24 protein-coding genes are annotated in these 24572 nt (G+C 70.5%); 12 read left to right on the top strand and 12 right to left on the bottom strand.

The features are described from left to right. The first annotated feature begins 39 nt into the window (after positions 1 to 39). Both MK786_RS10315 and MK786_RS10310 read left to right on the top strand, forming a co-directional pair. A complete protein-coding gene (locus MK786_RS10315) occupies positions 40 to 381 on the top strand; it encodes an HNH endonuclease (protein WP_241112147.1) in 342 nt (113 codons plus the stop codon). A gap of 42 nt (positions 382 to 423) precedes the next feature. Next, positions 424 to 891 carry a GNAT family N-acetyltransferase gene (locus MK786_RS10310; protein ID WP_241112146.1) on the top strand — a complete coding sequence of 156 codons (468 nt, stop codon included), beginning with the start codon at positions 424 to 426 and terminating at the stop codon, positions 889 to 891. Between the two features lie 86 nt (positions 892 to 977). On the opposite strand, the gene MK786_RS10305 is transcribed toward MK786_RS10310, so the two are convergent. Further along, entirely contained in the window at positions 978 to 1790 is an 813-nt protein-coding gene (locus tag MK786_RS10305) for a hypothetical protein (RefSeq protein WP_241112145.1), read from the bottom strand. A gap of 74 nt (positions 1791 to 1864) precedes the next feature. Next, a complete protein-coding gene (locus MK786_RS10300; protein ID WP_241112144.1) occupies positions 1865 to 2530 on the bottom strand; it encodes a TetR/AcrR family transcriptional regulator in 666 nt (221 codons plus the stop codon). A gap of 108 nt (positions 2531 to 2638) precedes the next feature. On the opposite strand from MK786_RS10300, the gene MK786_RS10295 reads away from it, so the two are divergent. Then, positions 2639 to 4096: an MFS transporter gene (locus MK786_RS10295; RefSeq protein WP_277397478.1), complete on the top strand. Its 1458-nt coding sequence runs from the start codon at positions 2639 to 2641 to the stop codon at positions 4094 to 4096. Positions 4097 to 4208: 112 nt separating this feature from the next. Here the strand turns inward: MK786_RS10295 and MK786_RS10290 are convergent, their stop codons facing one another. Next, positions 4209 to 4922: a VOC family protein gene (locus tag MK786_RS10290; protein WP_241112143.1), complete on the bottom strand. Its 714-nt coding sequence runs from the start codon at positions 4920 to 4922 to the stop codon at positions 4209 to 4211. Positions 4923 to 5072: 150 nt separating this feature from the next. On the opposite strand from MK786_RS10290, the gene MK786_RS10285 reads away from it, so the two are divergent. Continuing rightward, positions 5073 to 5906: an aldo/keto reductase gene (locus MK786_RS10285; protein ID WP_241112142.1), complete on the top strand. Its 834-nt coding sequence runs from the start codon at positions 5073 to 5075 to the stop codon at positions 5904 to 5906. A 46-nt stretch (positions 5907 to 5952) separates the two neighbouring features. Here MK786_RS10285 and MK786_RS10280 read toward each other — a convergent pair whose 3' ends face one another. The 4 genes from MK786_RS10280 to MK786_RS10265 all read right to left on the bottom strand — a co-directional run bounded on the left by MK786_RS10280 (position 5953) and on the right by MK786_RS10265 (position 11097). Continuing rightward, on the bottom strand, positions 5953 to 7716 hold the full coding sequence (locus MK786_RS10280; RefSeq protein WP_241112141.1) for a beta-galactosidase: 1764 nt from the start codon (positions 7714 to 7716) through the stop codon (positions 5953 to 5955). A gap of 91 nt (positions 7717 to 7807) precedes the next feature. After that, positions 7808 to 9154, bottom strand: coding sequence for a sugar ABC transporter substrate-binding protein (locus MK786_RS10275; RefSeq protein ID WP_241112140.1), 1347 nt, complete (start codon positions 9152 to 9154; stop codon positions 7808 to 7810). 91 nt (positions 9155 to 9245) lie between these two features. Beyond that, positions 9246 to 10172, bottom strand: a complete 927-nt coding sequence (locus MK786_RS10270) for a carbohydrate ABC transporter permease (RefSeq protein WP_374200465.1) — start codon at positions 10170 to 10172, stop codon at positions 9246 to 9248. A 1-nt stretch (position 10173) separates the two neighbouring features. Continuing rightward, positions 10174 to 11097: a carbohydrate ABC transporter permease gene (locus MK786_RS10265; RefSeq protein WP_241112139.1), complete on the bottom strand. Its 924-nt coding sequence runs from the start codon at positions 11095 to 11097 to the stop codon at positions 10174 to 10176. 118 nt (positions 11098 to 11215) lie between these two features. On the opposite strand from MK786_RS10265, the gene MK786_RS10260 reads away from it, so the two are divergent. Then, positions 11216 to 12253 (top strand): LacI family DNA-binding transcriptional regulator, encoded by a 1038-nt coding sequence (locus tag MK786_RS10260; protein ID WP_241112138.1) that lies wholly within the window; start codon positions 11216 to 11218, stop codon positions 12251 to 12253. A 42-nt stretch (positions 12254 to 12295) separates the two neighbouring features. Here MK786_RS10260 and MK786_RS10255 read toward each other — a convergent pair whose 3' ends face one another. Then, the gene (locus tag MK786_RS10255) at positions 12296 to 13048 is read right to left on the bottom strand and encodes an SDR family oxidoreductase (protein WP_241112137.1); all 753 of its coding nucleotides are present in this window, start codon (positions 13046 to 13048) and stop codon (positions 12296 to 12298) included. 123 nt (positions 13049 to 13171) lie between these two features. Here MK786_RS10255 and sigJ point away from each other — a divergent pair, with 123 nt between their 5' ends. Further along, positions 13172 to 14053, top strand: coding sequence for an RNA polymerase sigma factor SigJ (sigJ, locus tag MK786_RS10250; RefSeq protein WP_241112136.1), 882 nt, complete (start codon positions 13172 to 13174; stop codon positions 14051 to 14053). A gap of 31 nt (positions 14054 to 14084) precedes the next feature. Beyond that, complete coding sequence (locus tag MK786_RS10245; protein WP_241112135.1) at positions 14085 to 16214, top strand: alpha/beta fold hydrolase; 2130 nt, start codon at positions 14085 to 14087, stop codon at positions 16212 to 16214. Between the two features lie 14 nt (positions 16215 to 16228). Here MK786_RS10245 and MK786_RS10240 read toward each other — a convergent pair whose 3' ends face one another. The 3 genes from MK786_RS10240 to MK786_RS10230 form a co-directional block, all read right to left on the bottom strand. Continuing rightward, complete coding sequence (locus MK786_RS10240) at positions 16229 to 16414, bottom strand: DUF1918 domain-containing protein (protein ID WP_241112134.1); 186 nt, start codon at positions 16412 to 16414, stop codon at positions 16229 to 16231. A gap of 62 nt (positions 16415 to 16476) precedes the next feature. Continuing rightward, a complete protein-coding gene (locus MK786_RS10235) occupies positions 16477 to 16701 on the bottom strand; it encodes a hypothetical protein (RefSeq protein WP_241112133.1) in 225 nt (74 codons plus the stop codon). 46 nt (positions 16702 to 16747) lie between these two features. Next, positions 16748 to 17164 (bottom strand): VOC family protein, encoded by a 417-nt coding sequence (locus MK786_RS10230; protein ID WP_241112132.1) that lies wholly within the window; start codon positions 17162 to 17164, stop codon positions 16748 to 16750. A gap of 393 nt (positions 17165 to 17557) precedes the next feature. On the opposite strand from MK786_RS10230, the gene MK786_RS10225 reads away from it, so the two are divergent. The 5 genes from MK786_RS10225 (at position 17558) to MK786_RS10205 (ending at position 23268) form a co-directional block, all read left to right on the top strand. Then, positions 17558 to 18727: an RtcB family protein gene (locus MK786_RS10225; protein WP_241112131.1), complete on the top strand. Its 1170-nt coding sequence runs from the start codon at positions 17558 to 17560 to the stop codon at positions 18725 to 18727. 143 nt (positions 18728 to 18870) lie between these two features. Next, positions 18871 to 20361 carry a (Fe-S)-binding protein gene (locus tag MK786_RS10220; protein ID WP_241112130.1) on the top strand — a complete coding sequence of 497 codons (1491 nt, stop codon included), beginning with the start codon at positions 18871 to 18873 and terminating at the stop codon, positions 20359 to 20361. Further along, positions 20361 to 21866 (top strand): FAD-binding oxidoreductase, encoded by a 1506-nt coding sequence (locus tag MK786_RS10215; protein WP_241112129.1) that lies wholly within the window; start codon positions 20361 to 20363, stop codon positions 21864 to 21866. The genes MK786_RS10220 and MK786_RS10215 overlap by 1 nt, the downstream gene beginning before the upstream one ends. Positions 21867 to 21869: 3 nt before the next feature. Next, positions 21870 to 22184: a hypothetical protein gene (locus MK786_RS10210; RefSeq protein WP_241112128.1), complete on the top strand. Its 315-nt coding sequence runs from the start codon at positions 21870 to 21872 to the stop codon at positions 22182 to 22184. Positions 22185 to 22218: 34 nt separating this feature from the next. Further along, entirely contained in the window at positions 22219 to 23268 is a 1050-nt protein-coding gene (locus MK786_RS10205) for an LLM class flavin-dependent oxidoreductase (protein ID WP_241112127.1), read from the top strand. A gap of 27 nt (positions 23269 to 23295) precedes the next feature. On the opposite strand, the gene MK786_RS10200 is transcribed toward MK786_RS10205, so the two are convergent. After that, entirely contained in the window at positions 23296 to 24276 is a 981-nt protein-coding gene (locus MK786_RS10200; protein WP_241112126.1) for a DNA-3-methyladenine glycosylase 2 family protein, read from the bottom strand. Between the last annotated feature and the right edge of the window lie 296 nt (positions 24277 to 24572).

The following is a 24572-nucleotide window of genomic DNA, read 5'->3' as shown; positions in this document are numbered from 1 at the left end:
CTCCCCGTCACTGTCCGGCAGCCTCGGTACGCTTCTCGCGTGGCCGTCAGTCAGTCCCGCAGAGCCCGCGCGTCCCGCCGTCGCGCACGTCGCGTGGCGGCAGCTGACAACGACCTGACGGTCGACGAGTGGGAGGCCATCGTCGAGGCGTGGGGCGCCTGCGCGTATTGCGGTCTGACCATCGGACCCTTCCAGCGCGACTGCGTGCTGCCCATCTCGCGGGGCGGGCGCTACACGTTCGAGAACGTGGTGCCCGCGTGCCGATCCTGCAACGCGAGCAAGAGCAATGACGAGGTCACGGGCTGGCTGCGCCGCAAGCGCCTCGACGAGCGGGCGTTCCTGCTGCGGCACGTCGAGATCCTGCGCGCCTGGGGATCGTGACGCACCCGACCGACTTGCCCCCCGATCGACAGGAGACTTCGCATGACCGTGACCGTCCGTCCCTACGAGGATCGCGACTGGGCCGACATCTGCCGCATCCACGATGCGGCCCGTCTCGACGAGCTCGGCGGCGCGGGACTGCTCGACGCGTACCTCCGACTCGAGGCGACCTACGAGAACGAGGGGCTGTTCGACGACGATGTGTGGGTCGCCGAGGTCGACGGGCGGGTCGCCGGCTTCATCGCGGGCTCGCGGGGCGAGATCACCTGGGCGTACGTCGACCCGGCGCTCTACCGCCGGGGCATCGGGCGCACGCTCGTGCAGCACGTGCTCGACCGTGCGACCGGACCGGTAGAGCTCGAGGTGCTCGACGGCAACAGCGCGCGGGCGTTCTACGAGGCGATGGGCTTCGTGCTCGAGACCACGACCACGGGCAAGCTCGCGGGCAACGAGGCGTTCCAGGCGACGGGCCACACGCTCGTGTGGCGGCCGGCCGCGGCATCCGGCTGATCCTTCGACCGCCACGCCGTCGCGCGCTCGCCCGGCGGCCGGCCGTCCGCACCGGCTGATCCTCGACCGCAACGACGGTCAGGTGCTCACCCGGCGGTGAGCAGGCGGATGCCCTCGAGCACGGCGGCGTGCGTCTTCGGCGAGCCGAGCACGCGGAAGTGGCCGGCCGTGGGCACCGCGACGTTCGTGGCGCCCTCGAGCGCACTCCCTTCGGGTATGTGCGCGTCGTAGGGTCCGAACACCGACACGATGCGCCCGTTGATGGACGTCTCGCGCCCCAGCATCACGATGGTCTCGTCGCCGGGGAGGAACGCACGGATGCTCGGGTCGACGAACAGTCGAGCGCGGCGTGCGCCCCCGAAGGGCGTGGCGACCGCGACCAGCCCCAGCACTCCCATCGGCGCTCCGCCGGTCTCGGGCGTCGCGCTCGCCGCGGCTTCGGCGGGATCGCCGCCCGTGGTCGCCTCGACGGCGGCGGCTCCGGCGGCGCCGGACGTGACGAGCAGGTGCTTGGCGATCAGCCCGCCCTTGCTGTGCGCTACGAAGACGCGTCCGCTCGCCGGTGCGGGTCGTGCCGAGAGGAGCCGCCCCAGACGGTCGGACGTGTCGGGGATGCTGCGGCGGTTCATGCCCAGTCCGTGCACGACGACGATCCGGTGCCCCGCGGCGGAGAGTGCGTCGCCGAGCGGCCGCAGGAACGTCCAGTGCTCGTACACCCCGGGCAGCAGCACCACCTCGGGCAGGCCCGTCGATCCGTGCGCCCAGGCGGCCGGCGCGGGCCGTGGCCGGCCGAAGGTCCACGGCAGCGACACGACCGTCAGCTGTCGCCGGGCGGCATAGAGGTAATCGGCGGCCCACCACAGCGCTCGCCGCACGGCGCCGGGGCGGTCACCTGTCATTCGCTCTCCTCATCCACTCCGAGTGTCGTCCCCCGGCAGGGCGGGAGGCAAGGGCGAGCGGATGCCGCGGCCGCTCAAGACGCGGCGGGTGCGGCGCCGACCGGCTCGGTCGCGCCCCGCACCCCGACGATCGCCGCTTCGACGACCGCCGCCGCGAGGGCGTCGATGACGGGTGCGGGCTGCCATTGGACCGGGCCGTGGACGGCGATGTCGGCGAAGCCGTGCACGGCCGACCAGCACGCCCACTCGGCGTAGGGGCGCCGCTCGGCGGAGAGCGCGCCCGTGTCGACCATCGCGTCGAGCGTGTCGAGGAGCAGCTGGAACGGTGCCACCACTTCGTGGTCGAGAGTCACGATGCCCTCGCTGGGCTGCGGATCCTGCGTTGCGAAGGCCAGCTCGAACCAGCCGCGCTCGGCGCGGGCGAAGTCGATGTACGCCAGGCCCACGCGCCGGAGGCGCTCGACGGATGCCTCCGCGGCCGAGAGTCCGGAGGGGGTCGCGTCGACGCGCTCGAGGATCGCGCGGGCGAGGGCGGTCTGCGCCTCGGCGGCGACCGCCCGGACGAGATCGTCGCGGTCGACGAAATGCCGGTACGCGGCGTTGGGCGAGACGCCGACTCCGCGCGTTGCTTCGCGCAGCGAGATCGCCGCCGGGCCGCCGATGCGCGCGAGCTGAAGACCCTGCTCGACCAGTGCACGTCGGAGGTCGCCGTGATGATAGGGCTGCGTCGCCGCGACCATTGCATCGCCCTCCTCTGATGTGTACGGTGTGAACATCGATGTGCACGGTGTCCACATCGAGCCTACCGCTCCACCGGCGGCGTCCCACGACACGCGAGAAGGAAACCCATGAGCCAGCCGTCCGCCGCGACGCAGGAGAACGACGACGCCGTCCAGGTTCGCCCCGGCCCGCACACGATGCGCGCGTTCTACCAGGTGCTCGCCAACACGGCGGTGGCCAACGTCACCTCGAGCTACCTGTGGTGGGCGCTGACGTTCTGGGCTTACCTCGAGACGCGGTCCGTGCTGGCCACCGCGATCATCGGCGGCTCGTACATGCTGCTCGTCGCGGTGCTCGGCGTGGTGTTCGGCGTGCTCGTCGATCACATGAAGAAGAAAGCGGTAATGGTGCTCTCAAGCGTCGTGACGCTCTCGACCTACCTGATCGCCGGCGCGCTCTACCTGGCCTTCCCCGAGACCGTGCTCATCGACTGGGGCGGCCCGTGGTTCTGGGTGTTCGCCGGCGTCATCCTGATCGGCGGTGTGGTCGAGAACCTCCGCAACATCGCCCTGTCGACCACGGTGACGCTCCTGGTCCCCTCCGACCGGCGGGATCGGGCGAATGGTCTCGTCGGCGCGGTCCAGGGCATCGCGTTCATGGTGACGAGCGTGTTCTCGGGTCTGTCGGTCGGCCTTCTCGGTATGGGCCCGACCGTCGTCATCGCCATCGCGACGACGGCGATCGCACTCACCCACCTCCTGTTCGTCCCGATCCCCGAGCGCGGTGTCGCGCACGTCGAAGGCGCAGCCCCCCGATCAACTGGCTTCAGGGGCGTGATTCCCGCCGTCCTGGTCGTACCCGGCCTTCTTGCACTGATCCTGTTCTCAACCTTCAACAATCTGGTCGGCGGGGTCTTCATGGCGCTCATGGACCCGTACGGGCTCGAGCTCTTCTCGGTCGAGATCTGGGGCGTGATCCTCGGCATCACCAGCATCGGGTTCGTCATCGGAGGCGGGCTGGTCGCCAAGTTCGGCCTCGGAAAGAACCCGGTGCGCACGATGCTGCTCGTCAACGTCGGGATCGCGGTCCTCGGCATGACCTTCGCGATCCGCGAGGTGTGGTGGCTGTACGCCCTCGGCATCCTCGTGTTCATGTGCCTGATGCCGATCGCCGAGGCGTCCGAGCAGACGATCGTGCAGCGCGTCGTGCCGTTCGAGAAGCAGGGTCGCGTCTTCGGATTCGCCGCCAGCGTCGAGTCGGCCGCCGCGCCGATCTCGGCCTTCGTCGTCGGCCCGCTGGCGCAGTTCTGGCTCATCCCGTTCATGGACTCGGACGCCGGCCAGGGCTCCCTGGGCTGGCTGCTCGGACCCGGCGAGGCCAGAGGAATCGCGCTGGCCTTCGTCGGTGCCAGCGCCGTGCTGCTGGTCGTCGTGCTCCTGGCGTTCATGTCGAAGCCGTACCGCCAGCTGTCCGAGGCCTATGCGTCGGCGCCACCGTCTCTGCACACCGACGACGAGAGCGGAGCGGATGCCGCGGCCGTCGACGTCGCGGCGACGCCGGGCCTGAAGGGGATGTCGGGGTCGTGACGACCGGCGATCCGGCTCCCTGACCACCGCGCGGTTTCCGAGCTCGCCACCCCGCGGGCACGACAGCCACGCGCCCGCCGGACGACTCCGGGCGCGAACGCGGCCCGGGCGCTCAGCCCTCTTCGCCGTCCTCGAAGTCGGCCCACGCCGCGACGTCGATGCCGTGGTTGTCGGGCGAGGCGATCGTCCACCAGTGCGGTGCGTTCGACCGCGCGACCCGTCCGCCCGCGGCGACGGCAGCGGCCACCCGGGCCTCGGCGACGTCGCGCGGGACGGACACGTCGATGTGCGTGCGCCCGCGCCCGGGCTTGGCCGGATCGAGCGGGTGGAACCACAGGTGGGGCCCGCGACGCAGCGGGTCGGTCGCGTCCTCGTCGCCGTTGTTCTCGTAGCCGAGCGCCGCAGCCCAGAAGGGACGCGTATCGACCCCCTCTCCCTCCGCTACCGCGATGCCGACCGTCTGGAGATGCGACGGATCGGGTTCGAGGCCGAGCCCGCGGGCCGCTCGCGAGATCGCGGCCGCGAGCACCGCATCGACCGGCCCCAGCGCGCCGTCCGCACGCGAGAACGTGCGGACGGTGACGCCGTGCGGCCGGACGTCGACGTCGGGCTCGTGCCCGACCTCGTCCACCACCTCGGCGATCGCGGCGACCAGCGCGGACGCCTGCGCGAACGATGACGTCGAGTAGTGGACGTGCGCACCCCAGAACAGCACCCGCCAGTCCTCGACGCCGGGGGAGTCGTGGAACTCCTTCGCCGTGACTCTCGACCGCGGCCGGGCCGCGGCATCCGCTCCGTCGCGTTGCTCGCTCTGTGCGTAGGTCATCGTCGTCCTCCGTCTCGTGTGCGGCGTGCGCACGCCGAGACGATAGCCGTGGGCGCCGACACCGGCAACCGCCAACCTGTCGGCGTCACGCCCGCAAGCCGGTGCAGCGACCTCCGCCCCGCAGCGCCCGGAGCACGGCAGGATGGATCCATGATCGCCATCCCCAGCGTGACCCTGAACGACGGCACCGCCTTCCCCGAACTCGGGCTCGGCACCTACAACCTCCGCGGCGAGGAGGGGATCGAGGCGATGGTCGAGGCTGTCGGCGCCGGGTACCGGCTGCTCGACACGGCGGTCAACTACGAGAATGAGCACGAGGTCGGCGAGGCGGTGCGCCGCAGCCCGGTCGCCCGCGACGAGCTCATCGTCACCTCGAAGATCCCCGGTCGTCATCATGGGTTCGAGCAGGCGATCGACAGCATCCAGGGCTCGCTGGGACTGCTCGGGCTCGACCGCATCGACCTGCAGCTCATCCACTGGCCGAATCCGAGCGTCGGCAGGTACGTCGACACCTGGCGCGGCATGATCGAGGCCCGCGAGCGCGGCCTGGTGCGCTCGATCGGGGTGTCGAACTTCACCGAGGCGATGCTGACCGAGCTCATCGACGCGACCGGCGTCACGCCCGCTGTGAACCAGGTCGAGCTGCACCCCTACTTCCCGCAGGCGGCGCTGCGCGCGTTCCACGCCGAGCACGGCATCCGGACCGAGAGCTGGAGCCCCCTGGCCCGCCGCAGCGAGCTGCTCACCGAGCAGCTGCTTCAGGAGCTCGCCGTCGTCCACGACGTCACGCCCACCCAGATCGTGCTGCGGTGGCACGTGCAGCTCGGCAGCACGCCGATCCCCAAGTCGAGCGACCCGGACCGTCAGCGCGAGAACGCCGACGTGTTCGGATTCACGCTCTCCGACGATCACGTCGCGGCGATCTCGGCGCTCGAGCGCGGTCGCCTGTGGGACGGCGATCCCGAGATCCACGAAGAGATGTAGCGCCAGCACACACGCCGGCCGAGCGGATGCCGCGCCCGCGACCCGCTCAGAAGTCGGTGTGCCCCAGGTCGGGCCACGGCACGAACTCGACCTCCGCGGAGCCGGACTGCAGCTCGAGCACGATGATCTCGTTCGTGCCCGCGCGCAGCGCCCCCGCGGGCACATAGAGCGTGTGCTGCGGTCCGCGCGACCAGTAGCGGCCGAGGTGGAACCCGTTGATCCAGACGGAGCCCTTGCCCCACGCGCGCGTCGCAAGGTACAGATCGGCGGGCTGATCGAGCTCGAACGCCCCCACGGCGAACGTCGCCCCCGGGATCGCCGGCAGTGCCGGATCGATCGGGGATGCGGCATCCCTCACCGCCGTCAGGTCGGTGAGATCGAGCCCCGCCGCGCGCCATGGCCCGAGCGGGCGGCCGTTGAGGACAGCGGGAGCGATGAGGCCCTTCGGCTCGCCGATGCGCGGGCCGTAGTTGACGCGGCCCTGGTCTTCGAGCACCACCTCGAGCGTGCCGCGCGCGTCGGCCGGAAGGGCGAGCGTGCGGTCGTGGTGGTCGCGGGCGAGAACGCCGATCGGGCGGCCGTCGAGGGACACGAGCGCCCGATCGCGCACCTCGCCGAACTCCAGGACAGCAGGACCGGTCGCATCGACCTCGGTGCGGTACATCGCGAGGCCCTCGTAGCGGCCGAGGACCTCCATCGTCGGGACGTCGTCGTGCGTCGACCAGTCGCCGAGCACGTCGGCCACAGCCGAGAGCGACACAGTGCGGGTGAGCCGGGTGCGAAGAGCGGGGGCAGCGGATGCCTCGGCCGGCGCCGCTGCGTCGGCCTCGGGGTTGTGGCGGCGCAGCACCTCGCGGAAGGCCCAGTACTTCGCGGTGGGGTGTCCTGCCTCGTCGAGCGGGGCGTCGTAGTCGTAGCTCGTCACGATCGGCTGGAAGACGCCCTTGTCGTTGGCGCCGTTCGTGAAGCCGAAGTTGGTGCCGCCGTGGAACATGTAGATGTTCACCGAGGCGCCCGCGGCGAGGAGATCGTCGAGGTCCTTCGCCGAGTCGGCGACGGACGTCGTGTGGTGGTGCGCCCCCCAGTGATCGAACCAGCCGTCCCAGAACTCCGAGCACATGAGCGGTCCGGTCGGCTGGTGCTCGCGGAGCGTGGCGAGTCGTTCGACCGACCGCGAGCCGAACGACGCGGTCTTGTGCAGGCCAGGGATGCTGCCGCGGTCGAGCATCGCGGGTTCGGGCTGGTCGACCGTCGTGAGCGGCACGGTGATGCCGATCGCGCGGTTCAGATCGACGAGCTTCTCGAGGTAGACGGGGTCGGAGCCGTACGCGCCGTACTCGTTCTCGATCTGCACCAGGATGATCGGTCCGCCACGGTCGATCTGCCGGGGGACCAGCACCGGCGCGAGCCGGCGCAGGTAATCCTCGACGGCGGCGAGGTATTGCGGCTCGTCGCGGCGCACGCCCACCGGCCCCGAGGCGAAGAGCCAGGCGGGCAGGCCGCCGTTGGTCCACTCTGCGCAGATGTACGGGCCGGGCCGGACGATCGCGTGCATGCCCTCGGCAGCGACCTCGTCGAGGAAGCGGCCGAGATCGAGGCCGCCCGTGAGGTCGAACTCGCCCGGGCGCGGTGCGTGGGCGTTCCAGGCGACGTACGTCTCGATGGTGTTGAGGCCCATCTGTCGGGCTTTGCGGATGCGATCCCGCCACTGGTCTGGGTGCACGCGGAAGTAGTGCAGCGCCCCGGCCAGGATGCGCAGCGGCTTCCCGTCGAGCAGGAAGTCGTCGTCGCCGATGCGGAACTCGCTCATCGAACCGTTCTCTCGTGTCGTCCGCGCGGTGTGCGCCGGAGGGCAGGGGAGCGGAGGCGGCGTCCCCAAGGGCCGCCGCCTCCGCGAGGCGTCACTCGACGGTGAAGCCCTGCTGGTTGCCGTAGTCGACCAGCTGGTCCTGCCACGCCTGCAGACCCTCGTTGAGGTCGCCGGAGTTCAGGTAGGACTGGCCGACGGTGTCGCCGAAGATGCTGTTCGCGTACACCTGGTAGGGGAGGTACTGCCATCCGCTCGGCACGTTCTTCGCGGCATCCACGAGCACCTCGTTGATCTTCTGGCCGCCGAAGTACTCCGACTCGGCGTTCAGGAACTCGTCCGACTCGAGCTCGGCGGTCGTCGCGGGGAAGCCGCCCGACGCGAGGAAGACCTCGATCGAGGCCGGGTCGGAGTTGAGCCACTTGAGGAAGGCCGCCGCGAGGGCCGGGTTCTTGCTCTGCTTGAGCACGACCTGGCCGCCGCCGCCGTTCTCCGCGGTCACCGGGGTGCCGTCGTAGGTCGGCATCGGAGCCACGCGCCAGTCGCCCGCGGCGTCCGCGACCGACGACTCCAGCACGCCGGGCATCCAGGCGCCGGTGAGCAGGGTCGCGATCGTGCCGTCGCCGAGGGCGCGGTACCACTCGTCGCTCCAGCCGGGCGTGTCGGAGAGCAGGCCGCCCTCGACGAGGCGGTTCCAGCTGTCGGCCCACTTCTTCGAGCCCTCGTCCTGCAGATCGATCGACACGTTGGTTCCGTCGGCCGAGAACGGGCGCCCGCCCGCCTGCCAGATCATGCTCGTCGTGAAGCCGGCGTCGCCGGTGTCGGACGTGATGAACTTCGTCGGGTCAGCCGCATGCAGCTTCTCGGCTGCCGCGACGTACTCGTCGTAGGTCGTCGGCACCTCGATGCCGAACTCGTCGAAGACCGTCGCGTTGTAGAACATCGCCATCGGGCCCGAGTCCTGCGGCAGGCCGTAGACGGCATCGCCCACCGTGACCGCGCCCCACGGGCCGGGGGTGTACTGGTCCTCGAGGTCGCCGAAGCCGTAGGGCGCGAGGTCGACGAGCGAATCCGACAGCGCGAACTGCGGGATGGCGTAGTACTCGACCTGGGCGACGTCGGGCGCACCTGAGCCCGCGGTGATCGCGTTCTGGAGCTTCGTGTACTCCTCGGTGTTGGTGCCGGCGTTGACCAGCTTCACGTCCACGTTCGGGTAGGCCTCTTCGAACGCCGCGACCTGCGCCTCGGCCGAGGGCGTCCACGACCAGTACGTGATCTCGCCGCCTTCTTCGAGCGCCGCCTCGAGCTCGTCGGCGCTGCCGCCGGCGGCCGGGCCGTCGCCGCCGCCGGCGCAGCCCGCGAGGGTGAGGCCGAGGGCGAAGACGGATGCTGTGGCCACCGCGACCGTGCGGAGGCGACGAGACCGTGTGATTGTCGACATCGGTGTTCCTTTCATTGGTTCAGTGCGTTTGTGGAGCGGGTGGGCTGTGGGCCCGTGGGAGCGGATGCGGGTTCGAGCGGTGAGCTCCCGGTCACTGCTTGACACTTCCCGCGCTCAGGCCGGACTGCCAGAAGCGCTGGAGTACGAGGAAGGCGACGACGATCGGCACGATCGTGAGCAGCGAGCCGGTGATCACCAGGTTGTAGATGGGCTGGGCGGCGACGCCGCTGGCCTGCGCACTCCACTGGCTGAGGCCGACGGTGAGCGGGTACCAGGTGGGCTCGCTCAGCATGATGAGCGGCAGGAAGTAGTTGTTCCAGGTGGCGACGACGGCGAAGAGCAGCACGGTCACGATGCCCGGGGCGAGCAGACGCAGCGAGATGGTGAAGAACGTCCGGAACTCGCCCGATCCGTCCATGCGCGCCGCCTCGAGCAGCTCGGTCGGCACCGCGTCGACCGCGTACGTCCAGATCAGGTACAGGCCGAACGGGCTGATGAGCGACGGCAGGATGACCGCCCACGGCGTGTTGGTGAGACCGAGCTGGCTGAACATCAGGAAGGTCGGCACGGCGAGCGCCGTGCCCGGGATGGCGATCGCACCGAGCACGACCGCGAAGACCGCGCGCCGCCCGGGGAAGTTGTACTTCGCCATGCCGTAGCCGGCGACCGTGGCGAGCAGCGTCGCTCCGCCGGCGCCGACGATCACGTAGAGGAGCGTGTTGCCGAACCACTGGACGAAGATGCCGTCGCGGTAGGTGAGCGTGTCGACGATGTTCTGCCACAGGTTGAAGTCGGAGCCGAACCAGAGCCCGAAGGTGGAGAACAGGTCGCCCTGGTCCTTCGTGGCGTTCACGAGCAGCCAGACGAGCGGCACGATCGAGTAGATGACGAACACGGCCATGACGATCGTGAGGACGATCGACTTGCGCTGGCGCGACGGCGAGCGACGTACGTAGTTCGGCCGTCGAGTCGACGAGCGGCGCTGCGGGGGAGCCGTGAGGGTGGCGGTCGCGGTCATGTCAGCGCACCTCCTGACGGGAGCCGCGCAACTGCACGATGTAGGCGATGGTCGCCGTGATCACACCCATGACGATCGCGACGGTCGCCGAGTAGTTGAACTGCTGGCCGGCGAACGACAGGTTGTAGGCGTACATGTTGGGGGTGAAGTAGCTCGAGATCACGTTGGGTGCCAGGTTCTTCAGCAGGTTGGGCTCGTTGAACAGCTGGAAGCTGCCGATGATCGAGAAGATCGTCGCGATCACGATCGACCCGCGCAGCGCGGGGATCTTGATGCCCGAGATGATGCGGAACTGCCCGGCGCCGTCGATCTCAGCGGCCTCGTACAGCTCGGTCGGCACGACCTTGAGCGCCGCGTAGAAGATGAGCATGTTGTAGCCCATGAACTCCCACGTGACGATGTTCCCGATCGAGGCGAGCACCCAGTCGGCGCTGAACGGGCGGAGGATCTCGGCGCCGAGCAGGTCGTTGAGCGAGCCGGTCAAGCCGAACTGGTTGCCGTAGATGAAGCCCCAGATGAGCGCCGCCACCACGCCGGGGACGGCATAGGGGAGGAAGATCGCGATGCGGAAGAACCCGGTCCCGTGCAGCCGCGCACTGTCGAGCGCGAGCGCCGCGACGAGCGACAGCGCGAGCATGATCGGCACCTGGATGAGCAGGAAGAGCGTCACCCGGAAGAGCGACTCCCAGAACTTCGGGTCCTGGAAGAGCAGCGCGTAGTTGGCGAGGCCGACGAACGCGGTGCCGCCGACCAGCTGCTGGCGGAAGAGCGTGAGGATCAGCGCGTAGACGACCGGTGCGACGAGCACCGCGAGGAACACGATCATGAACGGGCCGACGAAGGCCCAGCCGCGCCAGTCGCGGCGCGCACGGGACGACCGCCGTGGAAGGGGGCGTGCGGTGGGTGGTGCTGACGCCGTCGTCATCTCGAAGTCCGTTCGTCGACCTGCAGGCATGTTTACGCGAACATGATGCGGGCGAGCCTAGCATGTTTGCGTAACCATGCAAGACTGTGGTGCACACGGGGAAACGGATCGGGGAGAGATGACGGGGAACGGGCACATCGAGGCCGCGCGGCGGCGACCTGCGTCGATGGCGGATGTCGCACGTCACGCGGGAGTGTCGTCGCAGACGGTGTCACGCGTGGCCAACGGCCTCACCAACGTCGACGACGCCACGCGCGAGCGCGTGCTGTCCTCCATGCGCGCCGTGGGCTACCGTCCGAACGGCGCGGCTCGCGCCCTCAAGTACGGGCGCTTCCACACGATCGGCGTGATCATGTTCACGCTCGAGACGCTCGGCAATGTGCGCACCCTCGACGCGATCGCCACCGAGGCCGCCGCGGCGGACTACACCGTGACGCTCATGCCCGTGCCGGATCCCACCATGGGTGCTGTGTCGGGCGCGTACCGCCGGCTCAGCGAACAGGCCGTCGACGGCATCATCATCATCTTCGAGGCGAGTCTGCTCGACCGCGTGGAGATCACGCTGCCGCCGGGACTGCCCGTCGTCGTCATCGATTCCAACGCGGGTTCGGGCTTCGCCGTCGTCGACACCGATCAGGCACTCGGTGCACGCCAGGCGACCGAGCACCTGCTCGGTCTCGGCCATCGGCAGGTCTGGCACATCGCGGGGCCGACCTCGTCGTTCTCGGCGGGCCACCGCGCCGAGTCGTGGCGGGCGACGCTCGAGCAGGCGGGCATCACCCCGCCGCCGCTCGTCCACGGCGACTGGACGACCGAGTCGGGCCACCGCGCCGCCCTCGAGCTGGCCGGCCGCGACGACGTCACCGCGATCTTCGCTGCGAACGACCAGATGGCCCTCGGAGCCATGAAGGCGCTGCACGAGCTCGGGCGCGACATCCCGAATCAGGTCAGCGTGGTCGGGTTCGACGACATGGACGAGTCGCGTGCCTTCTGGCCCCCGCTCACGACCGTGCGCCAGAACTTCCGCGAGGTGGGCCGCATCGCGATGGAGCGTCTGCTTGCGCAGATCGACGATCCTGATGCCCCGTCCCAGACGACGCTCATCCCCACCGAGCTCGTCGTGCGCGAGAGCAGCGGTCCCCCGCCGGCGCGCTGATCCGGCCCGGCATTCCCGCGCCCCTGCGGCGGAGCCGCGCGCTTACGCCTTCCCGGGTTGGCGTGCCAGCCACGACGCGAAGGTCTCGGTGCCGAGCGCGGCGCCGGGCCGGGGCAGCGCGGCGCCGGCGCGCATACCCTTCATCTGCGGTCCGGGGAGGCTAATCGACGGCACCCAGCCGCGGTTGCCGAGGTGGCGCGCGTAGGCGCGCACCATCTCGTCGAGCCGCTCCTCGCGCGGCCCGGCGAAGTCGTCCGCGCGGCCCTGCGGCCGGGCTGCGGCCAGCGCCGCGAGCCGCGCACCCACTTCGGCCGCGGCCACCGGCTGCACCCGGGCGCGTGGTGCGATGTGGAGCGGGCCGAGCTTCGCCCGGTTGTAGAGCTGGCCGGCGAACTCGTGGAACTGCGTCGCCCGCAGGATCGTCCACGGAACCGCGGATGCCTCGACCACTCCCTCCTGCGCGACCTTGCCCGCGTAGTAGTCGTACGGGATCCGGTCGATGCCGACAATCGAGAGCAGCACCAGGTGGCCGACGCCCGCACGTCCTGCTGCCGCGATCAGGTTCCCCGTCGCCGTCGTGAAGAACTCCGTGGCGACGTCGGCCGAGAGCGTCGTGACGTTCGCGGTGTCGATCACGGCGTGGACGCCGTCGAGCGCGGCATCCAATCCCTTCCCGCTCATCAGGTCGACCCCGGCGCCGCGTGTGAGCACGACCGGCTCGTGCCCGGCCGCCCGGACGGCGTCGACGGTCGGCCCTCCCACGGTGCCGGTTCCTCCGGCGACGGCAATTCTCATCAGGTTCTCTCCCTTCGGCGCGGTGTGCGCTCCTGTCACTCCGACGATGCGCGGCCCCAGAATGTGAGGTGCGGGCTCACATCCGGGGTCGCAGCGTCGTCGATGATGCGGGAGGAGACCGACATGGAAGACGTCGATGCGCTCGAGAGCGAGCGCCGGGGACTGATCGGCCTCGCGTATCGCCTGCTCGGCACGGTCGCCGACGCCGAGGACGCCGTGCAGGAGACGTACGTGCGCTGGTACCGGATGACCGGCGAGGAGCGCGCCGCGATCCGCAATCCCGGTGCCTGGCTCACGCGCGTCGCGAGCCGGGTGTGCCTCGACATGCTGGGCTCTGCGCGGGCGCGCCGCGAGTCGTACGTCGGTGAATGGCTGCCCGAGCCTGTGCCGGGGGAGTCGGCGATCGCCGCATCCGCTCCGCTCGACCCGCTCGACCGCGTGACCCTGGACGACTCCGTGTCCACGGCGCTGCTCGTGGTGCTCGAATCGCTCACGCCGGCCGAGCGCGTGGCGTTCGTGCTGCACGACGTGTTCGGCGTGCCGTTCGCCGAGATCGCCGAGGCGGTGGGGCGGACACCGGATGCCGCGCGCCAGCTCGCCTCGCAGGCGCGGCGCCGCGTCCGCGAGCGTCGCGCCGGCGCGGCCACGCGCGAGGAGCACGACGCGGTCGCGCGGGCGTTCGCCGACGCCACCACGACCGGAGACCTCTCCGCACTCGTCGCACTCCTGGACCCCGACGTGGTGCTGCGCGCCGACGGCGGCGGCCTGGTCTCGGCGGCACGGCGCCCGGTGCTCGGTGCCGACCGCGTCGCCCGTTTCCTGCTCGGCCTGCCGCACCTGCTGCCCGAGGCGCAGGTCGAGCCGACGGTGACGGCCGACGGGCTCGCGTTCCTCGTGACGGTCGACGGGCGCGCCGATTCGGTGATGACGCTCGAGGTCGCAGTCGGCCGCGTCACCGGCGTCTACATCGTGCGGAATCCTCACAAGCTGACCCTCTGGCGCTGACGTCCGCACGCCCGCGGGTTAGCGTGGACGGATGGCGACCCCCTTCGACTCCCTCGACGACTTCATCGCACTTCCCCGGACCGAAGCGGTGGCGCTCTCCCCGGACGGCCGCACCGCCGTGCTGACGGTGGCGGCGCTGAAGAAGGACGGCACCGGCTACGACCGCTCGCTGTGGAGCGTCCCCGCCGACGGCTCGGGCACGCCCCGCCGGCTGACGCGCTCGGCGAAGGGAGAGGCCGGAGCGGCGTTCACAGCGAGCGGCGACCTGCTCTTCGTATCCGCCCGCCCCGACGCCGAGGGCGACGCCGACGACGAGTCGGGCCAGCTGTGGCTGCTGCCCGCCGCGGGCGGCGAGGCGCGCCCGGTCACGAGGCTCGCGGGCGGCGTCGACGCCATTGCTGCGACCGCCGAGGCGTCCGATCGCATCGTGGTCTCGGCTTCCCTGCTCCCCGGCGCCGAGACGCTCGAGGCCGAGGCCCGCCTGCGGGCGCGCCGCAAGGAGAAGAAGGTCTCGGCGATCCTGCACGAGACGTATCCGGTGCGATTCTGGGACCACGACCTGGGGCCGGCCGAGCCGCACCTGCTCGCCCTCGACACCGACGCGCTCGCCGACACGATCGCCGCAGCGGTGGCCGACACCGCCGCCGAGACGGAGGAGAAGCCGGATGCCGCGGCCGCCGCGGCCGCATCCCCGAAGGCCGCCGACTCCGACGAGAAGCCGTACCCCGCGACGCTGCCCCGGCCGCGCGATCTCACCCCGCGTCCGGGCCGATCCGCCGATATCGCCGGTGCATCCCTCACGCCAGACGGCACGACGCTCATCGCGGCGATGCAGCGGCACGAGCAGCGCGGCGGCCGGTACGTCATGGTGTCGATCGACACCGAGACCGGCGTCCAGACAGTGTTGTTCGACGAGGCGCGAGTCGACTTCGACAGCCCGGTCGTCAGCCACGACGGATCGACCGTCGCGTACCTGCGCTCGGCCAAGTCCACCCCTGAGGGCCCCACCGACGCCGAGGTGTGGCTGGCCGGCGTCGACGGCTCGAGTCCGCGCCGCCTCGTCGCGGACTGGGATCGCTGGGCGACGAGTCTCGCGTGGGACGCCGGCGACGCGGCGCTCATCGCGACCGCCGACGACGAGGGCCGCGGCCCGGTGTTCCGCATCCCGCTCGACGGCGGCGCCGCAGAGGCGCTCACCACGGACGACTTCACCTACTCGCACGTGTCGGTCGACCGCGCGTCGGGCGACCTCGTCGCCCTGCGATCGTCGTGGGTGACACCGCCGCACCCGGTGCGGATCGCGCGCGACGGCGCGGTCACGCCGCTCGCGACGCCCACCGCGGCCCCCGAGGGCCCCGGCTCGATCGTCGAGGTCGAGACGACCGCCGACGACGGCGTCCGTGTGCGCGGCTGGCTGCTGCTTCCCGACGGTGCCTCGGCCGACGCCCCCGCGCCCCTGCTGCTGTGGATCCACGGCGGCCCGCTCAGCAGTTGGAACGCCTGGAGCTGGCGCTGGGCGCCACTGCTCGCGGTCGCGCGCGGCTACGCCGTGCTGCTGCCAGACCCCGCGCTGTCGACCGGGTACGGCCTGGACTTCATCGCCCGCGGGTGGAACGCGTGGGGAGCGGCGCCGTACACCGACCTGCTCGCCATCACCGACGCGGTCGAGGCGCGCGACGACATCGACGCCGAGCGCACCGCCGCGATGGGCGGGTCGTTCGGCGGCTACATGGCGAACTGGGTCGCAGGGCATACCGACCGCTTCCGCGCGATCGTGACCCACGCGAGCCTGTGGGCGCTCGATCAGTTCGCCGGCACCACCGACATGTCGGTGTACTGGCAGGAGATCTTCACGCCTGAGGCCATGGCCGAGAACTCGCCGCACCGGTTTGTGCGCGACATCCGGACACCGCTGCTCGTCGTGCACGGCGACAAGGACTATCGCGTGCCGATCGGCGAGGGCCTGCGGCTGTGGTCGGAGCTCGCCGAGCACCATGCCGACGACGACGGTCGCATGCCGCATCGGTTCCTGTACTTCCCCGACGAGAACCACTGGATCCTCAAGCCGCAGCACGCCGTCATCTGGTACGAGACGGTGTTCGCCTTCCTCGCCGAGCACGTGCTCGGGAAGGAGCCGACGCGTCCGGAGCTGCTCGGCTGACGATCGCCGTCCTCTCAGGACTCGTGGCGGATCTCGCAGTCGCTGCCGGGTGAGAGGATCGCCTCGTGCCCGTCGTCGAACCGCACGACGAGCAATGGCGTGTCACCGTCACCGCGCACCTCGATGACCTCGCCGGCGCGCTCGGCCGCACCGACGATGCGGCCGTGGATGATCACGCGGTCGCCCACGCTGGCTTGCATTCAGATCACCTCCTGGCGCTCACGATACGACGCGCACGCCGGGAGCGGTAGGCGTGACCCCGCTACAGCTGCGCGCCGTCGTCGTCGCGGTTCTCGAGACCGACGTTGCGGCCGCGCCACGACTCGTACGCGATCAGCCAGCCGATCGAGACGGCGAGCGCGAGGAACAGCCCCACGAGAAGCTGGCCCCAGATCAGCCCGAAGACGATGCCGACGGTGAAGATCAGGGCGGTGCCGAATGCCCACCCGGAGTGACCGCGGGTCCAGCGCTTGCGAGGTGTGGTCATGGCGACAGCCTAGGGCGCGCCGCTACGATCGGGACCGTGCCCCGGCTCACTGCGGCGGGGCGTTGAGCGCGAGCATCCAGTCGATGCCGAACCGGTCGGTGAGCATGCCGAAGCGACCGCCCCACGGCGGGGTCTCGAACGGCATGACGACGGTCCCGCCCTCAGTCAGAGCGTTCCAGTAGGCCTGCAGCGCGGCCTCGTCGTCGCCGCTGACCGACACCGAGATGCCGGCGGGTTCGCGGTACTCGACGCCGCTGGGGGTATCGGCCCCCATCAGCACGAAGCCGTCGGGCGTCGACAGCTGCGAGTGCATCACCAGGTCGTTCTCGGACGGGTCCTGCACCATGCCCTCGTACTGGCCGAAGGTCGAGATGTCGAGCTCGCCGCCGAAGACGCTCTGGTAGAACGTCATCGCCTCGCGGGCCTGATTCTTGAACGAGAGGTACGGATTGAGGCTCGGCATGACGACTCCAGAACGACGATGGGGGATGGGATGCCGCGCCCGGCCGCGTGGCATGACCCAGTGTCGTCCGGGCCACCGACATCCGCGAGCCGCGCTTGACCCGGCGGGAACGACTCCACTATGTTGGCGAGTCCGTGCCGGCCGGCACGGAACCACAGGCGAGCCGAGAGGACGACGGATGAACGCGCAGCGCGAACTCCGTGTCGAGCCGGTCCTGGGCACGCAGCCCGGCGACCGCCACGAGTCGTCCCCTCCGGCGCAGGCCGTGTAGCAGCATCCGCTCTCCACGCCCCGCACCGCACAGGTCCGGGGCGTTCCTCTTCTCCAGAGGTGCGCGGCGGGCCGTGAGTCCGCCGCCCTGGTCCGCCAGGACCCTCCAGAAGGAAAGGAACCATGGAGAGGCTCTCCACCCGGCTGCTCTCGTGGGCGAGCATGCTCGACGACAAGACCGTCGAGCAGGCCCGCACCTCGTCGAACATGCCGTTCATCCACCCGCACCTGGCCCTCATGCCGGATGCGCACCTTGGCAAGGGCGCGACCGTCGGATCGGTCATCCCGACCCTCGGCGCGATCATGCCGGCCGCCGTCGGCGTCGACATCGGCTGCGGCATGATCGCCGTCCGCACGCAGTTCACGCGCGAGCAGCTCGTCGCGCGCGACCTCGGCGTGCTGCGCGAGCAGATCGAGCGCGCCGTCCCGCTGTCGGCGGGTCACGCCAACCGCAAGGTCGTCGCGACCGCCGAGCCCCGGGTAGCCGAGCTCGAGGCCCTGGCCGAGAGGGCCGGGTTCGACCCGTCGATGTACGCCGGGCACTGGCGCCTGCAGCTCGGGTCGCTCGGCTCGGGCAACCACTTCATCGAGGTGTCGGTCGACGAGCTCGACCGCGTGTGGATGTTCCTGCACTCGGGTTCGCGCGGCGTCGGCAACAAGATCGCGACGCATCACATCGCGGTCGCGCAGCGGCTCGCGAAGCAGTGGTGGATCGCGCTCCCCGACCCCGACCTCGCATACCTGGTGGAGGGCACCCCGGAGTTCACGCGCTACATCCGAGAGCTCCGGTGGGCGCAGCACTTCGCGCTCCTCAACCGCGAGGAGATGATGGACCGCGTCGCGCGGCAGCTCTCCGAGGTGATGGGCGAGACAGTCGTCGAGCACGAGCGGATCAACTGCCACCACAACTTCACCGAGTCCGAGAAGCACTTCGGAAAGCAGGTGTGGGTCTCGCGGAAGGGGGCGATCCAGGCGGACGCAGGCCGGCCCGGTCTCATTCCCGGTTCGATGGGCACGGCGTCCTACGTGGTCGAGGGGCTCGGCAACCCGATGTCGCTGAACTCGTCGCCGCACGGTGCCGGCCGGGAGTACTCGCGGTCGGCCGCCCGGCGGACCTTCACGCACGCGCAGCTGCGCGAGGCGATGGCGGGGATCGAGTTCCGCGACACCGACGCCTTCATCGACGAGATCCCGCAGGCGTACAAGCCGATCGATCGGGTCATGGCGGACGCCTCCGACCTCGTGTCGATCCGCCACACGCTGCGCCAGCTCGTCAACGTGAAGGGCGATTGAGCGGATGCCGCGGCCCGCGCCTTCGGGCCGGGTCGCGGCATCCCTCCCGATCTCTTGAAGTTGGCGGGCCGGGCGGCCAGGATGTGACTCAACGCAGTCCGACGCTGGACACGCCGGGTCGGATCCACGCCCAGGGGGTTCCCGTGCCCGACCTCGCTCCGGACGGATCGCCGTCCGACGACGTGCTCGTCCAGCCCTTCACGCCCGGGATGCAGGGAAATCCGCCCGAACTCGCCGAGCTGACCCGCCACGACGAGATCGTGCCCCATGTGCTGATCCCGGTCGCCGACATCAAGACGCGGGAGTTCGTCGAGGAATGGCGCAACGCCTCGTACAACTGCTACTCGTCGGGCCACAAGTTCTGCCGCGAGGTCTGTCCGGTCATGACCGAGACGCGCAACGAGTCGTGGACGCCTACCGCATTCCACGCGAACGTCGTGGCGATGGAGCGCGGGGAGCTGACCATCGAGGACGTCGCAGCCGACTATGTGAACTGCACGCAGTGCGGCGCGTGCGAGCTGCGGTGCCCCAACACCCTCTTCACCGGCGACTTCTACCGCTTCCGCACCCGCACCGTCGATGTCGTGAAGGCCGCGAGGGCGCTCGCCGTCGACTCCGGCATCCACCAGCCCGGGTACAAGGCGTGGAACGAGCTCACCGCCGCGCGCAGCCACGAGCCCGTGCTCGGCGAGGCGCCCGTCGGCCAGGACACCGTGCGGGACTGGGCGGCGGGTCTCGACATCCCCATCGGCGGCGAGACGATCCTCTTCGTGGACTGCGAGGCCGCGTTCTACCGCACCTCCGTGCCGCGCGCGGTCGCGCAGATCCTGCAGAAGGCGGGCTACGAGTTCGGCCTCATGGGCGAGCAGTGGTGCTGCGGCGGGCCGGCGGCCGAGATGGGCTACGTCGATCAGGCGCGCGCGTTCGCGGAGCACAACATGGCTTCCTGGCGCGCCACCGGCACGAAGCGCATCCTGGTGCTCGATCCCCACGACTACATCTCGTTCACCGAGGACTACCCGAAGTACTTCGGCGCCGACTTCGATCTCGAAGTCGTGCTGGTCGTGGAGCTCTTCGCCGAGATGATCCGCGACGGCCGACTCGTGCCCTCGGTCACCGTCGACCGTGCGATCACGTACCACGACCCCTGCCGGCTCAACAAGCGCAAGGGCATCTGGCAGGAGCCGCGCGAGATCCTGCGGTCGATCCCTGGCCTGCGGTTCGAGGATGTCGACCGTGTCACGCAGTGGTCGTACTGCTCGGGCGCCGGCGGGGGCCTGGCCGTCGAGAAGCCCGAGCTCACGGCGGCGATCAGCGCCCGCAGGCTCAGCCACGTCCAGAAGCTCGACGTCGACACGCTCGTGAGCGCCTGTCCCTGGTCGGAGCGGCCACTCACCGAGGCCGGGAACGACGTCGACATCGACGTGCTCGACATCCACGAGCTGCTGGCGACCGCGCTCGGCATCGAGGTCGGCGGCTCGCGCGGATCGACCGGGGACCGGAGACTCGCCCAGGCGCGCACCGGTGCACCCGGCCGGGGGCGCAGTGCACGGAGCTGCGGCTCGGGCGGAGGGTGTGGTTCGGGCGGAGGCTGCGGCTCGGGTGGGGCCTGCGGCTGCGGGGGAGCGCACTGATGACCATGCTGACCGAGGATGTCGACACCGCCGTCAGAGCGCTGCGCACGGTGCTCGCCGAGGAGCAGATCCTCACGGGACGCGGCGACCGCTACAACCGGGCGCGCGTGCCGGCGCCTTTCCCGGTGCATCGGTGGTCCGAACGCGTTCCCGACCTGGTGGTCCTGCCCACCTCGACCGAGCAGGTCGCTGCGATCGTCCGGATCGCGAACGACCTGCGCATCCCGGTGGTCCCGCGCGACGGCGGAACCGGACTCACCGACGGTGCCGTGCCGCTGCGCGGCGGCATCCTGGTCGATGTCAAGCGCATGAACCAGGTGCACGAGCTCGACCTCGTCAACCGCACCGTCACGGTCGGCACGGGTATCAACATGCTCAAGCTCAACGAGTACCTCGCGCCGTACGGGCTCTTCTACCCCGACGACCCGGCGTCGTACCCGTGTTCGCTCGTGGGCGGACGGATCGGCACGAGCGGCTGGTCGCTCATCGGCTCGCGCTACGGTCACACGCGCGACCTCGTCCTGAGCTTCGACTTCGTGCTGCCGACCGGCGACATCATGCACGTGGGCGACGGCATCGGGCGCAAGGTGTCGAAGTCGTCCAGCGGCTACCAGCTCAAGCACCTTTTCATGGGGCACCAGGGCACGCTCGGCATCGCGACGCGCGCGACGCTCAAGCTCTTCCCCAAGCCCGAAGCAGAGCTCTCGCCGTTCTGGGCGTTCGACAACTACGACGACGCGTATGCCTGCACGGGCGCCCTGGCCCGTGCCGGGGTGGCGACGTTCGCGGGCGCCGTGCTGTTCGACGAGCACAAAGTGGCGTACCTGCGCCGCGACGACGAGGCCTACATCCCGCAGCCCGCCGACGTGCGGGCGCTGGTGTGCGCCGTCATGTACGGCTGGGACGACGAGGTGCGCGCGGGCGGCAAGCGGCTCTTCCGCATCGCGAAGGAGCACGGCGCGCGCTACCTCGGCGACGAGATCTCCGAGGGGGACTGGGCGGCGCGCCACGATCGCTATGCGACTCCGCTCCACGGCCGCACGAAGGATGGTCAGGTAGTGCCCATGAGCTGGCACTGCGAGGACGCTGCCGTGAACTTCTCCGAACTGAAGTCGGTCACGCGGGCCTGGCACGAGATCATCGCCGACCTGCGCCGGCGCACCGACGTCTTCGACGACTGGGGCATGTTCGCCTACACGCAGGGCAGCACCGGCGTGGACTATCTCACCGAGATCGACGTCGGCATCTGGGAGCAGCAGCTCGACGACCGCGCGTGGGCGCTGTGGGTCGACGCCAAGCGCGCCATCGCGCGCGTCGCCCTCGACCACGGCGGCTCGATCAGCGCCTGCCACGGCTCGTGCCGCGAGGGTGAGGTGGACCTCGTGCCGGAGGAGCTCGGCCGCGGGTTCGACGTCATGCTCGACATCAAGCGCACGCTCGATCCGAACAACATCATGAACCCCGGCAAGTACCTGCTCGATCGGGCCTACGCGGGGGAGGGCTGAGCGATGCCGTTCCGCTACGACGAGCAGATGCAGCCGCCCGAGCCGCAGCGGGTGACGGATGTCGCGATCACGACGCACGAGCACGTCTTCGAGGTCGACCCACGCCTCATGGAGCGCTGGGTGCTGCAGCAGCAGTTCCCCAACTGGGATTCCCTGCGCATCATGAACGCGCGCGGCGACCACCTGGCATGGATGCACCGGCACTTCGCGTCGACCGTCGTGACCGGGTCCGACCTGCTCGCCGAGATCGACGCCGGGGACGCCGGCCTAGACTCCGCGCTCCCACCCGCCAGCGGCCCGAGCCTCTCGCCGGACTGAACATCCGGCATCCACTCACCCGAAGGAGAGAACGATGAAGTTCAGCTATGTCATGCTTCCGGACTATCCGCTCGACCAGTCGCTGCGCTCGATCCAGCTCGCGGACGAGCTGGGCTACTACGCGGTGTACGCCGCCGACGAGACCTGGCACAAGGACCTGTGGCTCCTGTTCGCGGCGGCCGCCGACAAGACCAAGAACGTGCGGCTCGGTCCGAGTGTGTCCGGGGTGGTGCTGCGTGAGCCGACGCTCATCGCTCAGGCTGCCGCGACACTCGACGAGCTGACGGACGGGCGCGCCGAGGTCGTGATCGGCAGCGGCAACTTCGGCCTGCTCGCGCAGTACAAGATCGACTGGTCCGGCACGAAGCCGCTCTCGCGTGTGCTGGAGGGCGTCAAGGTGATCCGCACCCTCCTCGACGACGGCGCGATCACGATGGACGGCGAGTTCTTCAAGTACGCGGGACTGTTCACGTTCGCGCGCCCCGTGCAGGAGCGGATGCCGGTCAAGATCGGCGCCATGCGCGGCCCGAAGTCGTTCGAGGCCAGCGCGGAGTTCTCCGACGGCTGCCACCACGCCCTCAGCTATACGCGCGAGGCGTACGACTACATGGTGGAGCACTGCCGTATCGGAGCCGAGCGTGCGGGCAAGAACGTCGAGGATCTCGACCTCGGGGCGTGGGTCGTGTTCTCGGTCAGTGAGGACTCGGCCGCCGCGAAGGAGGCCGCCCGGTCGATGGTCGGGCTGTACGCCTCGGCGATGCCGCCCGAGCAGCTGCGGCGAAACGGTGTCGAGCCGGAGGAGCTCGCGCCGGCCATCGCCGCGCTCGGCGCAGGCGATCTGGGCGGTGCGATCGACCTCACCCCACCCGAAGTCGCCGAGCGCCTGTCGATCGCCGGAACGCCTGAGGAGTGCGCCGACAAGATCAAGCGCGAGATCGAGCCCGCCGGGATCAACCACATGATCCTCGCGATCACCGATGCCGCGCTGGTGAGGGCGCTCATGGGTCGTGAGGTCGAGGGGGTCCCGGACGTCGACAGCCAGCTCCGGCTCGTCCATGACCGCGTCATGCCGGCCTTCGCGTAGCGAGCGAGGCTGCCCCTGCTGCGCCGCTCAGCGGGCGCGGTGGTCTTCGGGGTGCAGGCGCGGAGCGCGCCTCGGCTCGCGGACGCCGCTCGCGTACAGCAGCCGGACCACGCGCTGGCGCTGGCCGGCCCACGGGGCGAGGAGTCGCAGCATCCCATCGTCGTCGACGCGCTCGCCGGTCAGCGCGTAGCCGACCTCGTGGGCCAGGTGGAAGTCGCCGACGCTCACGGCGTCGGGGTCGCCGAGCGCCCGGATGCGGGTCTCGGCCGAGGTCCAGGGCCCGATGCCGGGCTGGCTGACCAGCACGCGGTCGACGGCCTCGCCGTCTTCGGCGGCGAGCACGGCGCGCACCAGTGGGTCGCCGCGGCGGGCGGCGCGCACGACGGTCTTCGACTGCGGCGGCTCGAGGCCGGCGCGGTGCCAGGCCCAGGACGGCACGTCGCGCCAGCCGTCGATCGACGGGGGCGCGAACATCGGTCGCGGGGTCGGCCCCGGGGCGCGCTCGCCGTGCCAGGTCACGACGCGCCGCCATGCGGCGAAGGCCTGCATGCCGGTGACCTTCTGCTCGAAGATCGCGCACGCGAGGGCGTCGAAGACGAGCCCGGTGCGCGCCAGTCGCAGGCCGGGGTTGCGGCGGTGGGATTCGGCGATGAGCGGATGCCGCGACCCGTCGAACGACGATGGATCATCGGCGGCGCCGCAGAGCTCGGGCAGCTGCGCGAGCGCCCAGTCGCGGCCGGGGCCCCAGGCCGCGCCACGGACGACGCCCGGACTCGTCTCGCGGATCGCGAGGGTCGCGATCCCCTCGGGAGTGCGGCTCGCCCGCCAGATCACGGAGCCCGACACGGTCATCGTGGGGTCGTTCGCGCCGCGCCGCAGGAACAGCAGGGTGCGGGCGAGATCGAGGGGATGCCGCGGCCGGTACTCGGTCTCGAGGGGCCGGCCCGGGTCGGGCCGCGGGTCGCGCACGACCGCACCCGAGCGGCGGGTCGGCGCGACGAAGGTCATGCCTCGACGATACGCCTCGGGTTCCGACATCCCCTCCCTCCGTTCTGCTCACCTGTCACGAAGTGCCGGGTGTGACGGCGTGTCGTGACAGAGGAGCAGCCTGGGGGCTCTGGACGTGCTGGGGCTCACCTGTCACGAAGTGCCGGGTGTGACGGCGTGTCGTGACAGGGGAGCGGTCTGGGGGCTCTGGACGTGCTGGGGCCCACCTGTCACGAAGTGCCGGGTGTGACGGCGTGTCGTGACAGAGGAGCAGCCTGGGGGCTCTGGACGTGCTGGGGCTCACCTGTCACGAAGTG

It is taken from the genome of Microbacterium sp. CFH 31415 (assembly GCF_022538185.1).
Taxonomy (GTDB): domain Bacteria; phylum Actinomycetota; class Actinomycetes; order Actinomycetales; family Microbacteriaceae; genus Microbacterium.
The sequence above is the reverse complement of the archived record's forward strand: the minus strand, read 5'-3'. Positions and strand labels throughout refer to the sequence as shown.

Coding starts and splice junctions, on each gene's coding strand:
- MK786_RS10310 (WP_241112146.1), top strand. CDS start 424: ATGACCGTGACCGTCCGTCCCTACGAGGATCGCGACTGGGCCGACATC.
- MK786_RS10305 (WP_241112145.1), bottom strand. CDS start 1,790: ATGACAGGTGACCGCCCCGGCGCCGTGCGGCGAGCGCTGTGGTGGGCC.
- MK786_RS10300 (WP_241112144.1), bottom strand. CDS start 2,530: ATGGTCGCGGCGACGCAGCCCTATCATCACGGCGACCTCCGACGTGCA.
- MK786_RS10295 (WP_277397478.1), top strand. CDS start 2,639: ATGAGCCAGCCGTCCGCCGCGACGCAGGAGAACGACGACGCCGTCCAG.
- MK786_RS10290 (WP_241112143.1), bottom strand. CDS start 4,922: ATGACCTACGCACAGAGCGAGCAACGCGACGGAGCGGATGCCGCGGCC.
- MK786_RS10285 (WP_241112142.1), top strand. CDS start 5,073: ATGATCGCCATCCCCAGCGTGACCCTGAACGACGGCACCGCCTTCCCC.
- MK786_RS10280 (WP_241112141.1), bottom strand. CDS start 7,716: ATGAGCGAGTTCCGCATCGGCGACGACGACTTCCTGCTCGACGGGAAG.
- MK786_RS10275 (WP_241112140.1), bottom strand. CDS start 9,154: ATGTCGACAATCACACGGTCTCGTCGCCTCCGCACGGTCGCGGTGGCC.
- MK786_RS10270 (WP_374200465.1), bottom strand. CDS start 10,172: ATGACCGCGACCGCCACCCTCACGGCTCCCCCGCAGCGCCGCTCGTCG.
- MK786_RS10265 (WP_241112139.1), bottom strand. CDS start 11,097: ATGACGACGGCGTCAGCACCACCCACCGCACGCCCCCTTCCACGGCGG.
- MK786_RS10260 (WP_241112138.1), top strand. CDS start 11,216: ATGACGGGGAACGGGCACATCGAGGCCGCGCGGCGGCGACCTGCGTCG.
- MK786_RS10255 (WP_241112137.1), bottom strand. CDS start 13,048: ATGAGAATTGCCGTCGCCGGAGGAACCGGCACCGTGGGAGGGCCGACC.
- sigJ (WP_241112136.1), top strand. CDS start 13,172: ATGGAAGACGTCGATGCGCTCGAGAGCGAGCGCCGGGGACTGATCGGC.
- MK786_RS10245 (WP_241112135.1), top strand. CDS start 14,085: ATGGCGACCCCCTTCGACTCCCTCGACGACTTCATCGCACTTCCCCGG.
- MK786_RS10240 (WP_241112134.1), bottom strand. CDS start 16,414: ATGCAAGCCAGCGTGGGCGACCGCGTGATCATCCACGGCCGCATCGTC.
- MK786_RS10235 (WP_241112133.1), bottom strand. CDS start 16,701: ATGACCACACCTCGCAAGCGCTGGACCCGCGGTCACTCCGGGTGGGCA.
- MK786_RS10230 (WP_241112132.1), bottom strand. CDS start 17,164: ATGCCGAGCCTCAATCCGTACCTCTCGTTCAAGAATCAGGCCCGCGAG.
- MK786_RS10225 (WP_241112131.1), top strand. CDS start 17,558: ATGGAGAGGCTCTCCACCCGGCTGCTCTCGTGGGCGAGCATGCTCGAC.
- MK786_RS10215 (WP_241112129.1), top strand. CDS start 20,361: ATGACCATGCTGACCGAGGATGTCGACACCGCCGTCAGAGCGCTGCGC.
- MK786_RS10210 (WP_241112128.1), top strand. CDS start 21,870: ATGCCGTTCCGCTACGACGAGCAGATGCAGCCGCCCGAGCCGCAGCGG.
- MK786_RS10205 (WP_241112127.1), top strand. CDS start 22,219: ATGAAGTTCAGCTATGTCATGCTTCCGGACTATCCGCTCGACCAGTCG.
- MK786_RS10200 (WP_241112126.1), bottom strand. CDS start 24,276: ATGACCTTCGTCGCGCCGACCCGCCGCTCGGGTGCGGTCGTGCGCGAC.